9 protein-coding genes are annotated in these 12097 nt (G+C 59.6%); 5 read left to right on the top strand and 4 right to left on the bottom strand.

What is annotated here, in order from left to right; all coding sequences use genetic code 11:
- Nucleotides 1-101: 101 nt before the first annotated feature.
- The gene (locus AW06_RS18340; protein ID WP_034953218.1) at nucleotides 102-1544 is read right to left on the bottom strand and encodes an SPOR domain-containing protein; all 1443 of its coding nucleotides are present in this window, start codon (nucleotides 1542-1544) and stop codon (nucleotides 102-104) included.
- Nucleotides 1545-2218: 674 nt separating this feature from the next.
- Between AW06_RS18340 and AW06_RS21170 the strand changes: the two genes are divergently transcribed.
- The 3 genes from AW06_RS21170 (at nucleotide 2219) to AW06_RS18325 (ending at nucleotide 5926) form a co-directional block, all read left to right on the top strand.
- Entirely contained in the window at nucleotides 2219-3634 is a 1416-nt protein-coding gene (locus AW06_RS21170; protein ID WP_273704873.1) for an FkbM family methyltransferase, read from the top strand.
- A 101-nt stretch (nucleotides 3635-3735) separates the two neighbouring features.
- Nucleotides 3736-4860, top strand: coding sequence for a GDP-mannose 4,6-dehydratase (gmd, locus tag AW06_RS18330; RefSeq protein WP_034953215.1), 1125 nt, complete (start codon nucleotides 3736-3738; stop codon nucleotides 4858-4860).
- Nucleotides 4861-4867: 7 nt separating this feature from the next.
- Nucleotides 4868-5926, top strand: coding sequence for a GDP-L-fucose synthase (locus AW06_RS18325; protein WP_034953213.1), 1059 nt, complete (start codon nucleotides 4868-4870; stop codon nucleotides 5924-5926).
- 115 nt (nucleotides 5927-6041) lie between these two features.
- On the opposite strand, the gene AW06_RS18320 is transcribed toward AW06_RS18325, so the two are convergent.
- The 3 genes from AW06_RS18320 to AW06_RS18310 form a co-directional block, all read right to left on the bottom strand.
- Complete coding sequence (locus AW06_RS18320; RefSeq protein ID WP_034953211.1) at nucleotides 6042-7889, bottom strand: glutamine--tRNA ligase/YqeY domain fusion protein; 1848 nt, start codon at nucleotides 7887-7889, stop codon at nucleotides 6042-6044.
- Nucleotides 7890-7964: 75 nt separating this feature from the next.
- Nucleotides 7965-8474, bottom strand: a complete 510-nt coding sequence (locus tag AW06_RS21165) for a type II toxin-antitoxin system RatA family toxin (RefSeq protein ID WP_138677460.1) — start codon at nucleotides 8472-8474, stop codon at nucleotides 7965-7967.
- Between the two features lie 92 nt (nucleotides 8475-8566).
- Entirely contained in the window at nucleotides 8567-10453 is a 1887-nt protein-coding gene (locus AW06_RS18310; RefSeq protein ID WP_273704872.1) for a sulfatase-like hydrolase/transferase, read from the bottom strand.
- Between the two features lie 155 nt (nucleotides 10454-10608).
- On the opposite strand from AW06_RS18310, the gene AW06_RS18305 reads away from it, so the two are divergent.
- Both AW06_RS18305 and dtd read left to right on the top strand, forming a co-directional pair.
- A complete protein-coding gene (locus tag AW06_RS18305; RefSeq protein ID WP_034953207.1) occupies nucleotides 10609-11568 on the top strand; it encodes a cation diffusion facilitator family transporter in 960 nt (319 codons plus the stop codon).
- A complete protein-coding gene (dtd, locus tag AW06_RS18300; protein WP_034953205.1) occupies nucleotides 11565-12017 on the top strand; it encodes a D-aminoacyl-tRNA deacylase in 453 nt (150 codons plus the stop codon). The genes AW06_RS18305 and dtd overlap by 4 nt, the downstream gene beginning before the upstream one ends.
- The last annotated feature ends 80 nt before the right edge of the window (nucleotides 12018-12097 follow it).

Genomic DNA, 12097 nt, shown 5'->3' with positions numbered 1-12097 from the left:
AAATGAGGAAATCACCTTAACAGGTTGGCGAGTGGAGAAGAAGGCAGGATGCGGATCGAACTGACCCATGGCATCGCGCAAGAGCAAGATCTCGATCCTGGTCAGCGCAAGGAAGCCTGTACAGACTGGAACTGACGCACCCACGGTCCGTTGACCTGCAGTTCAGGCGGTAGTGCGGCGATGGCAGCGCGTGCCTGAGTGACCGTACTGAACACGCCGAAGAACAGCTGGTAGTCCGTGCGCTGCGCGCGCTCGCTCACGGAAAACGCCAGGGAATCCAGCGCCAGCCGTTTTACGTTGCGGTCGATGAAGCGCGCCATGTCGGCCTGGCTGGGGGATGTCACCAGTTGCACGGTATACGCCTTGGGGTTTTGTTCGAGTAACCACTGGCTGTCATGCAGTACTCCGGCTCCCACGCCTTGCACTTGCAGCTTCTGCACTGCGGCACGCAGATCGCCGAGGCTTTTCTCCAGATCGGAAACCTGGTTCGCGACCTGGTCAATGCTTGCCTGCTGCCGTGACTCGTGCTCCTGGCGGGCCGTTTCTCGCGCGGAGAGGGCGGCCACCTGGACGCTGACTTCGGTGAGCCTGGCCTGGTTTTGCGCCATCGCCGATTCGCTGCCGGCGGGGGCAAAGGCCGGTAGCCACTTGACCAGAGCGAAGCCCACCACGGTCAGCAAAAGCAGGCCGGCAATCGCCCGATGGGTCCACTTGAACTGGTCGCGAGTGTCACTCTGATGGTCCGCCAGCGCAGTGGCGACCCTGCCGATTTGTTCATCCAGGCGCGCCGTTTCCGATTGCAGGACGCCGACCAGGCTTTGCAAGGTCTGAAACTCGGCATGGTGTTCGCGTTGCAAGGCGCTCAAACCCTCGATCCGCGCCTCGACGATCGCGTGTTGCTTTTCGGCTTGCTCGCGTACTACTTCGATACGGTGCTTGTTGCCGCGTGTCGCGGTATCAAGCAATTGATAGGTGATATCAAACTGATCCAGACGCGCGCGTTGCTCGGCGATGATTCGTTCCTGTGCCTTGAACAGACCGTGTAGAGAACCGAGACTGGTGTCGAGCTGCGCGAGATCCGAACTGATACGTGCGTTTTGGGTCGCAAGCTGCGTGTCCCAGCGCTGCTCCGAGTCGGCCAGCCACGAGCGAGCTTCGCCGCGCAGCGCATCGATGCGTTGTTCCGTGGCGGCGGCATGTCCGGCCAGGGACCGGCCCTGTTGCTGTAAATCTGCGCCGAGCTGATGCACTTGGCTCGAGACCGAGCCGCCGGACTGGCGGATTTCGGCTAACTCCTGGTCGATACGGCGGTTGTTTTCGGCGTAGAGCGCGGTCAGCTCGTCGTAGTCACGTAGCAGACGGTCAAGCTGCGCGTTGATTTCCTTCGGCATCAGGCTGGGGCCGTTGGCCTGATTGAGTTCAAGCAACTGGGCCATCCTCGGTTCGATGGCCGGGGTTTGGGTCACCAGTGCGTCCAGTGGCTCGGTGGGCACGGTTTCAGGCTGCACATCGTTTGGAAGCACCAATTCTGCGGTTTGGGTCATGGTCGGGCCTCTTTCTAGTGGATTCGCAAGTTTGCGTCTGGGTCGATAACAGCGTGCACAGGCACCTTGTGTCGAACGTCGATGGGTTTCCTCATCCTTTCCTGAATGTTCGGAAAGATGAAAAATCCGACACCATGGGGGAGTATATGTTCCTCCATCAACCATGGTCAATTGTGAAGTGAAACAGTGAAACGGCGGACGCATGGGGCCTGGTCCGGGGGGCAGATGCTGTTGACCTTGTTCGGTACGCGAACGTCGACGGCAGAGCCTGTCTGCCTGGCGTAGTTAGTGATAGAGCAGATGTACTCGGCCAGCATTTCTTGTTCTTGCCGGCGAGGCCTTCCGCTTCCTCACCGAGCGCTTGGAAATCGGCACAATTTAGGGGCCAAACCCCTCTCATCGACGGCAAAAAGACGTTTTCCGATCAGCTCGCCCCGTTGTTTCAGTCATCATGAGGATTTCGGGTATTCGGTAGCGTACAGCCCCTCTCATGGCTACGCAGGTAAAATAGGTGGAAGTCAGGGCGGGGTTGTGCGCCTGCCTCGTCCCTTGTCCAAAAATGTGAGTGGTGCTCATTCAATTATCGATGGGAGTTCCGGCAGGGTTTTCGTATTTTTGCGTCTATCGGTACAAAGCGGTATGGTGATGATCTTTCCCTGGAGGGTCAATTGTCGATGACTTATACCACCTCTCTCACTCTGCTTGACGGGGTCAGGATCGTCACTCCCGACTCGTTGGAACTGATTACCCCGTATGTCTTGCGCGAGCAGCAGGACTGGTTCGAGGATGAAATCAAGTTCCTTCGCCACTTGCTGAAACCAGGTCAGAAGGTTATCGACATTGGTGCCAACTACGGTGTTTATGCCCTGTGCATGGCCAAGGCAGTGGGGTCGACAGGCCATGTTTGGGCCTTTGAGCCAAGCTCCAGCACGGCAAGTCTTCTTGCGGAAGGCATTGCCGCCAACGCTTTCGCGCAGGTGACTCTGGTACAAAGCGCACTCTCGTCTGCGAGTGGTACAGCCCGACTATCGCGGAGCCCACACTCCGAACTGAATGCACTAGTGCATGATCTTTCTGCAACGACCGAGACCGAGACGGTCTCCCTGGTGACGCTTGACGAATGCCTGGAGACTTATTGCTGGCAGGACATCGAGGTCATCAAGATCGACGCCGAGGGCGAGGAGGCCAATATCCTGAAGGGCGGTGAACGCTTCTTCGCGCAGCTGTCACCGCTGGTCCAGTACGAGATCAAGGCGGGACCCGACTTGCACATGCATCTGATAGAAGCCTTTGCGGCACTTGGCTACACTTCCTATCGGCTGGTACCCGGACTCGACCTGTTGGTGCCCTTCGATCCTGAAGCGCAAATCGATGGGTTCCTGCTCAATTTGTTCTGCTGCAAGCCCGACCGCGCCGCACGACTTGCCGCACGCGGTGTTCTGCTTGATTCTGCCGGACTTGAAACTGCGGGAGAGCCGATCAGGGAGCTTCTCGGAATCGATGGCAGTCTAGATGTCCATTACTGGCAGCATGCCATCATCGGATTACCTTACGGTACACAACTCGCGAATGAGTGGGAAGTGACCATGAATTCAGGGGGGAGTGAAGAGGTTGCGCATGCCTTGTCCCTCTATACGCTCAGCCGGGATTCCTCCTTGCCGGCATCGGCGCGTTTTCTTGCGCTGGAAGCCAGTTTCCGCTGCCTCGAGACACTTTGCGGACAGCAGGCTTCGCACCTGCGGCTGGCCAGCCTGGCGCGAGTAGCGAGAGATTACGGCTCAAGATCTCTGGCTGTAAACGCGCTGGCACAACTGTGCACAACGATCCTTCAACAGCAGCAGGTGGACACCAGCGAACCGTTCCTTGCACCGGGTGAACGCTTCGATTCCATCGTACCTGGCGAGGTCATCGGGGACTGGGTATTGGCAGCGGTTCTGGAGGAACTGGAGAGGCTCAGTTCGTTCTCTTCGTTCTACACGGGTGCTTCGGCGTTGCAGCGCCTGCACATCATTCGCGAGTTGGGGTTTGGCAGCAGCGAGATGGCACGCCGTTTGAGCTTGTTACAGGAGCGTCTGGGATTGCCCGCGTAAAATCGCCAATAAAACGCGACGTCCTTGCGAAAAATCGATCACATAGAAGACTATCGGCTGGCATTTGCCGAGCATCATTGCCTCACTGACGGATGTCCCCCATGATTACCTCCCAAAAGGTTGCCCTGATTACCGGCGTGACTGGCCAGGACGGCGCCTATCTGGCTGAATCCCTGCTCGACAAGGGCTACCAAGTGCATGGTATCAAGCGCCGTTCCTCGTTGTTCAATACCGACCGCATCGATCACCTTTATCAGGACCCGCACGAGCCCGGGCGGAGGTTCATTCTCCACCACGGCGACCTCACCGACTCCACCAGTCTGATCCGCATCATCCAGGAGGTGCAACCCGACGAGATCTACAATCTGGCCGCACAAAGCCACGTCGCCGTGAGCTTCGAGGAACCCGAGTATACCGCCAATGCCGATGGCATCGGTGCCCTGCGCATGCTCGAAGCGATTCGCATCCTCGGCTTGGAAAAGAAAAGCCGTTTCTACCAGGCCAGCACCTCGGAGCTCTATGGTCTGGTCCAGGAATCCCCGCAAAAGGAAACCACTCCTTTCTATCCGCGCAGCCCCTACGCCGTCGCCAAGCTCTACGCCTACTGGATCACCGTCAATTACCGCGAGGCCTATGGAATTTATGCCTGCAACGGCATCCTCTTCAACCACGAAAGCCCGGTTCGCGGTGAAACCTTCGTCACCCGCAAGATCACCCGCGCCATCGCCAGGATCGCGCTTGGCCTGCAGGATTGCCTCTATCTTGGCAACCTCGGCGCACTGCGCGACTGGGGCCACGCCCGCGACTATGTCGAAATGCAGTGGCTGATGTTGCAGCAGGATCATCCTGAAGACTTCGTCATCGCCACGGGTGTGCAATACAGTGTCCGCCAGTTTGTCGAATTCGCCGCAGCCGAACTGGGAATGGGCGTGCTTTTCGAAGGCGAGGGCGTCAATGAGATCGGCATCGTCACCCGGGTGGAGGGCGACAAGGCCAAAGTCAGGCCGGGTACGGTCATCGTCCGGGTGGACCCGCGCTACTTTCGCCCGACGGAAGTCGAGACTCTGCTGGGTGATCCCCGCAAAGCCCGCGAAAAACTCGGCTGGACGCCGACCACCAGCCTGCACGAACTGGTCAAGGAAATGGCACTTGCCGACTACAACTCCGCCAGGCGCGATGCCCTGGTCAAACTGGCCGGTTTCAAGGCCTTCGACCACAACGAATGAACAGACCATGACGCCTGCCCGAATCTACGTCGCCGGCCACTGCGGCATGGTCGGCTCGGCCATTGTTCGCACCCTGCAGCAACGCGGCACAGCGACGCTGATCACTTGCACACACGCTGAACTTGATCTCACCCAGCAGGCCGCCGTGCGCGCCTTCTTTGAAGCGGAAAGACCAGAACAGGTGTACCTTGCCGCTGCCAAAGTCGGCGGCATTCACGCCAACCAGACCTACCCGGCCGAATTCATTTACCAGAACCTGATGATCGAGACCCACATCATTCATGAAGCCTGGCGAGTTGGCGTGCAGAAACTCCTCTTTCTCGGCAGCAGCTGCATCTACCCGCGACTCGCCGCACAGCCGATCCCGGAAGAAGCACTGCTCACCGGTACCCTGGAAGCGACCAACGAACCCTACGCCATCGCCAAGATTGCCGGCATCAAGCTCTGCGAAAGCTACAACCGCCAATACGGCACGGATTACCGCAGCGTGATGCCTACCAACCTCTACGGACCCGGCGATCACTACGACTTGCAGAACAGCCACGTCATCCCGGCGATGATCCGCAAGCTGCACCTCGCCAAGCTTGCCGCCGATCACAACTGGCCTGCGATCCAAGGGGACGAAACCAGAAACGGTCCCATCCCGCAGGACCTCAAGCGCCAGTTGCAAGACATCTGCACTTCGGCCCTGGAGCCTTGCCTGTCCTTCTGGGGAACTGGTACTCCCAGGCGCGAATTCCTCTACGTCGACGACCTGGCCGAGGCGAGCGTGCACATCATGAACCTGGACCAAACCACCTACAAGGCCCACACCCAGCCGATGCTCTCGCACATCAACGTCGGTACTGGCGAGGAAATCAGCATCCGCGAACTGGCCGAAACCGTCGCCCAGGTCGTCGGCTATACCGGCCGCATCGAATTCGACCCGAGTCAACCGGACGGCACACCAAGAAAGCGGATGGATGTCTCGCGTATGCACACCCTGGGCTGTCAAGCCACGCTGGGTCTCGAAGAAGGACTGGGTAAGGCTTATACAGACTTTCTCGCCAGAGAGGCCCGTGCCTGAACGCCTCTGAGAAGGTTCTCCGGTTTTCGCCTGCGAGATTCACGCCAGAGGCCGTTTGCCGCTGAAACCGCTTCCGTGTATACCTTTATCGACGCAGTTTGCCTGCGCAAGTTCGCTAGCTGCGTTGGCTGGGTTTGCTCGACCATGAGTCCCTGAGCGTCATGGTGCGGTTGAAAACCGGCGCGCCTTCCCGCGAGTCGACGCGATCGGCAACGAAATAACCATGGCGTTCAAACTGGAAGCTCTCTTCCGGTCGGGCATGCTGTAGTGCAGGTTCGAGCCAGGCCCGGATGACCCGGATGCTGTCCGGATTAAGGTCGTCGCGGAAGTCTCGTTCGACATCGTCAGGATCGCCCGTACGTCTGGCGCCTGGAGAGGGAACCGCGAACAGCCGATCATAGAGCCGCACTTCGGCAAGAAAGGCCCGGTCGACTGCAACCCAGTGCAGATTGCCCTTGACCTTGTAGTTGTCGGCACCTGGAGTGCCGCTTTTTGAATCGGGCAGGTATTCGCAATGTACGGCGATCAGAGTGCCGTTTTCGTCATGGTCGCAGCCGATGCACCTGAGCACATAGCCGTAGCGCAGCCGAGCGAGATTGCCTGGGTAAAGGCGATGGTAGCCCTTGCTCGGCTGCTCCATGAAGTCTTCGCGCTCGATCCACAGTTCCCGGCCAAAGGGCATTGCGCGCTTGCCCAATTCAGGTTTGAGCGGATGGTTGGGCGCGAAACAGTCTTCACTCTGGTCGGCGGGATAATTGTCGATGATCAGCTTGAGGGGATCGAGAACGGCGACGCGGCGCTCGGTCGACTCGTTCAACACTTCGCGCATGGTGTCTTCGAGTTGCGAGTACTCGATCAGCGAATCAGAGCGCGATGCGCCGAGACGCTCGGCAAACAGGCGAAAACCCGCCGCCGGATATCCGCGGCGGCGCGCGCCAACCAAGGTTGGTAAACGCGGATCGTCCCAGCCGGCGACATGCTGCTCCTCGACGAGCTGAATCAGCTTGCGCTTCGAAAGCACGATGTAGGTCAGGTTAAGGCGCGAGAATTCGATCTGCTGCGGCAGCGGGCGCTGCAGCAGCCCGCCTTCCGCCAGACGCTCGAGCAGCCAATCGTAGAACGGGCGCTGGTCGGCGAATTCGAGTGTGCATATCGAGTGGGTGATGTTCTCCAGTGCGTCTTCGATGGGGTGAGCGTAGGTATACATCGGATAGACGCACCAGCGATCGCCGGTGTTGTGATGGCTGGCGTGGCGAATGCGGTAGATCGCCGGGTCGCGCAGGTTGATGTTCGCTGCCGCCATGTCAATCTTCGCGCGCAGGATATGTGCGCCGTCCGGAAATTCGCCATTCTGCATGCGACTGAAAAGGTCCAGGTTCTCCTCGACACTGCGCTCGCGAAAAGGCGAGTTGGTTCCCGCTTCAGTGAGCGTGCCGCGACTGCTGCGCATTTCTTCGGCGCTCTGGCTCTCGACATAGGCGTGGCCGCTACGGATCAGGTATTCGGCGAACTCGATCATCCAGTCGAAGTAGTTGGAGGCAAAATAAAGATTGCACTCCGCGTCCGACAGGCCTTCGCAGACCGGGTCTTCCCAGGAATAGCCGAGCCAGCGTACCGAATCGATGATCGAATCCACGTATTCCTGCTCTTCCTTTTCCGGATTGGTATCGTCAAAGCGAAGGTGACAGCGACCGCCGAAATCCTGCGCCAAGCCGAAGTTGAGGCAGATCGACTTGGCATGGCCGAAGTGCAGATAGCCATTGGGTTCGGGTGGAAAGCGCGTGCGGATTTGCGCCCTGTCAAGCGGTCCGGCAAGTTGCTGTTCGGCAGGGCCGGGATGACCCGACCATCGGCGTGCTGCGTATTTGCCGGTAGCGAGATCGGCCTCGATGATATTGCGGATGAAATGGGTGCTGGCGAGTGCTGGCGGACTCGCCGCCTGGCTATTGGGCTCCTGGCTCACGATGCAATCCTTAATTCGAGAAGGCTCGCATTTTAACCGGCCAGGGGTTCAACGCAGCGAGAATTCATTCCCTGTTCAGGGACTCGACCCGCCATCGGCGTCTGATACCGGTTGACTGGCATCCCCTGTCGCTGCCACCGGCAATGGTCCAGCCTTTGCAGCCAGAGCGTGGGCTCGGGCCTCGAAAGCAGTGACCATGCTGGCAGCCATCGGCAGGATCAGCATTTCGACGACCGGCCTGAGGAACAACGAGCGGGTCGTGCAGTCGAGCGCGAAGTCGACGTGGCAGTGATCGTCAGCAAGCGGTGAAAATCCCCAGCGGACGTCGAAGCGGCAGAACGAGCGATCGTTGGAAACGATGGTGATGCTACTTGGCCGGGCAAGTTCGGTGCGTGTGTGGAAGCGATGCAGCAACAGCCCCAGGGCCAGGGTCTGTTCGGTTTCGTAAGCCTCTGGATAACGTCGGACGATCCTCGCTGCACGCATCAGCGGCAGGAATTCGGGATATCGTTCGACATCGGCAACGATATCGAACAACCACTCCGGCGGTAGTGCAATGGCGCGGCTCTCACGATGGGTTGCCATGCTCCTCCCGTTTGCTATTGCGGCTGACTGGATACTGGCGGAACCTTGCCAGTACGATTACCAGAACCACCGTAAGGCTCGGTGCTTTACCTCTACCCTTTCGGACGGCTGAAGCGGGTCAGATTGTTCATCATCTCGACCATCGCCGCTTGGATCTCGTTTTTTGCGCGTTCACGATCGCTGACCGGGTGGTCGTCTTCATCGAGCACTTCGTCGCGAACTGCACCCGCTGCATTCACCGGGAACGAGATCTTGAATTTTTCGCCGAGGTAGGCGATACGGTTCCAGCCAGCCGCAACAGCGTAATCGCGATGGAAGTCAGGCGCCAGCAGATTCTGTCCGAGCGAATAATCAGCTGGCGGATTTCTGACGCCAAGCAAGGGCATCAGCGTTGCCGGGATATCGAGATGGCTGCTGATGCCGCTGATGGTACGTGCCTGCTGACCAGGAATCCACAGGACGCCCGGTGTGCTGGTCTGAAAACGATTGAAGTCGGCAGCGTGCCCCCAGCGCTTGCGTTCCATGAATTCCTCGCCGTGATCGCCAAGAACGATAATGATCGTGTCGTCGAGCAGTTTCCTTTCACGCAGATGCGTGATGACACGCCCGATCAGATGGTCGACATGGTGGGCGGCGTTGATGTAGCGGTTCTTGATCGGCACCATCTGCTGCGCGAAGTCGGCCGACAGATAGTTGAAGTCCTCAAGATACGGGCGAGCAATGACACTCTCGGGCGGAAAAGTGTAATTGGCATGCGTACCCTCGAAAAACATGTAGGTCATGAATGGCCGCGTCTTGTCGCGGGTATCGATGAACCGGAGGATGTCGTCGATGTTCTGCAGGTCACGCTGCCACGGCGGCGGACCATCGGACAGCGCATGCATGTCGGCCGGGTTCATGTTCGCGAAAACCGTCTCCTGAAACGGCGGATAGGTAAAACTCTGGCTGGTATGCAGGCTGAACTGATAGTTCTGTTGCTGCAGCACATCCATCAGCAGAGGCGATCGGCGCGCCGCCTGCATCGGAAACCAATAGTTTCCGTACAGTCCATAGAACATCGAGAAGATGCCCATCTGAGTGGTGTTGCCGCCACTGTAGTGGTTCCCGAGGCGCAGCGCATTTCCGGAAAAATCCCAGAGCTGCGGCATGATTGTGCGGTCCAGCATGTCGTAGCGCAGCGATTCGACGGCCAGCCAGACGATGTTGAGCGGGCGTGCAGGCGGCTCGACGCGTAGCGGGAGGAGCGGATAACTCAGGACGCCGTTCTTGATATGCACTCCGCCGGCACCCTCGGGAGCGCCACTGATGCCCAACCGGGACGCCAACTTGCGAAAGGTGGTCGGAAGGTAAAGCGGGTAGCGCTCACTGGCAAAAAGAATCGGCTGGTAGTTGGCTGCGGCGCTGAAACCATAGGCGACGCGCTCGCCGACCGCGAAGCTGAGGATGGCCAGCAGCACCCAGCCTGCACGCGGGGTCCAGCGAGACGGGCGCGACTGGGCTGCGCGACGCGTCGCCCAGAAGTAAGTTGCCGCCTGCAACGCCAGTAGCGCGATGACCACCAGACTTGCGGTCAGTTCGGTACTGCGACTGGCCCCGAGCGAGGCAATTCCGCCGGGGGTGAACACCAAGTCGAGAACAAAGCCATTGATGTGGAATCCGTACATTCCATAAATTACCCGGTCGGCGAACAGGAGCACGTGAATCATTCCGGTCAGGCCGATCAGCAGCAGTGCCAGAGTGGCCACCCCGACGCGCGTCGCCGGGCGCTGCAACAGCAGCCGGTGCAGCAGGTAGCCCGGAATCAGTGCCGGCAGCAGGTACAGGAAGGTGTAACTGACCGTGGTTGCCAGCGTCCACAGTGCCACCGCGAGCGTGCTGTAGCCCTGATCATTGGTGAAGGCACTGACGTGCAGCAGCACCCACAGTCCAGTCAGGAGAAAAAAGCGCTTGATGCTGTCGCGAGTGGGCAATTGAGGCAGTGGGGTCATCGGCATCCTCCAGCGTAAGCGGCAATTTTAGCGGATAAACATTAAGTTGGGCTGAAGCGATGGAGCCCAGCACACTGTGCAGGAGGCGCCGACAGCCCAAACTCGTCTCCAGTGCAAACAGCGATCTCCAGTACAATGCGCGGATCATGAGCGATCCCCACCTTCAGCACGGCCATGACCACGATCGGCACGGTGAGCATGCGCATCATCATGTGGACACAGGCCCGCGCCTGCTCTGGGCCTTGCTGCTGACGCTCGGCTTTGCCGGGGTCGAGGCAGCGACCGGCTTCTGGTCGGGATCGCTGGCATTGCTGGGTGATGCCGGGCACATGGTCACCGACAGCGCCTCACTCGGACTGGCGGCCTTTGCGGCCTGGCTCGCGCAACGCCCGCCGACGCAACGACACACATACGGCTATGGTCGGGTTGAGACTCTGGCGGCGCTGCTCAATGTCGTTTTCATGGTGCTGGTGGTGGTCGGCATCTCGGTTGCCGCCGTCGGTCGCATTCTCGATCCTGCCGCGGTCAATGGCACTGCGGTCACCCTGGTGGCGGCGTTCGGCCTGGCCCTCAACATCGCCGTCGCCTGGTTGCTGATGCACGGCGAGCAGACGATGAACACGCGCGGCGCCCTGCTGCACGTTCTCGGCGATCTGCTAGGTTCGGTGGCGGCGCTGGTCTCCGGTGCCGTCGTGATGTGGACCGGCTGGACTACCATCGATCCCCTGCTCTCGATCCTGATTTGCGCGCTGATGCTGGCGTCGAGCCTGCGTCTGTTGCGCGAAGTTCTGCAGGCGCTGATGGAAGGCGTGCCGCCGAGCCTGTCGACCGAGCAGATCGGAGGAGTGCTGGCTGGCATCGCGGGTGTTGCCTCGGTGCACGACCTGCATATCTGGACCTTGTCGTCTAAGCGCGTTGCCCTTTCGGCACATCTCGTCGTTGAGTCACTCGAACAATGGCCGACGGTCCTCGCCGCCAGTCGGCATGCGCTGGCCGAGCAGGGCATTGCGCACGTGACGCTGCAGCCGGAACCCTTGACCAATACCGTACGCTGGCTGCCGATCCCCGAGAAACTCCGTCAGCAGAATGCCGGGGCCTCCCGATGAGGGTGGTCGTGCAGCGCGTCACCGCCGCACGGGTGGAAGTCGGAGGAGAAGTCGTTGGCTCGATCGGACCGGGTCTGCTGATCCTGGCCGCTTTCGAGGAGGTCGATGCCAACGCTGATCTGGCCTGGATGTCCGCCAAGCTGGCTCGACTGCGCATCTTCCCCGATGCAGCCGGGGTGATGAACCGCAATGTCATCGACGCCAAGGGTGAGCTTCTCGCAGTCAGCCAGTTCACACTTTTCGCGTCGACCCGGAAAGGCAATCGTCCATCGTGGAGTCGTGCAGCTCGGCCTGAACTCGCGCAAGCGCTGTTTCAAAATTTTGTCGAACAGCTCGAAAGCGCCACCGGGCTGCGCGTGCAAAGCGGCGTTTTCGGTGCCGACATGCGGGTACACCTGATCAATGACGGGCCGGTGACGATCAGCATCGATTCGCGTCGGCCGGAATAGCTCGCGCACTGGCCAAGTAAGAACGGCGCCACTTCTTCAGGTGATCAGATACGGGCATCGTTGGCGTCCCCACGGGGATT

Origin of the sequence: Candidatus Accumulibacter cognatus, assembly GCF_000584975.1 — a bacterium.
In the GTDB taxonomy this organism is placed as follows: Bacteria; Pseudomonadota; Gammaproteobacteria; order Burkholderiales; family Rhodocyclaceae; genus Accumulibacter; species Accumulibacter cognatus.
The sequence above is the reverse complement of the archived record's forward strand: the minus strand, read 5'-3'. Positions and strand labels throughout refer to the sequence as shown.

Bases quoted from the DNA above. Each gene is read 5' to 3' on its own strand.
- AW06_RS18340 (WP_034953218.1), bottom strand. From the start codon at position 1,544: ATGACCCAAACCGCAGAATTGGTGCTTCCAAACGATGTGCAGCCTGAA.
- AW06_RS21170 (WP_273704873.1), top strand. From the start codon at position 2,219: ATGACTTATACCACCTCTCTCACTCTGCTTGACGGGGTCAGGATCGTC.
- gmd (WP_034953215.1), top strand. From the start codon at position 3,736: ATGATTACCTCCCAAAAGGTTGCCCTGATTACCGGCGTGACTGGCCAG.
- AW06_RS18325 (WP_034953213.1), top strand. From the start codon at position 4,868: ATGACGCCTGCCCGAATCTACGTCGCCGGCCACTGCGGCATGGTCGGC.
- AW06_RS21165 (WP_138677460.1), bottom strand. From the start codon at position 8,474: ATGGCAACCCATCGTGAGAGCCGCGCCATTGCACTACCGCCGGAGTGG.
- AW06_RS18305 (WP_034953207.1), top strand. From the start codon at position 10,609: ATGAGCGATCCCCACCTTCAGCACGGCCATGACCACGATCGGCACGGT.
- dtd (WP_034953205.1), top strand. From the start codon at position 11,565: ATGAGGGTGGTCGTGCAGCGCGTCACCGCCGCACGGGTGGAAGTCGGA.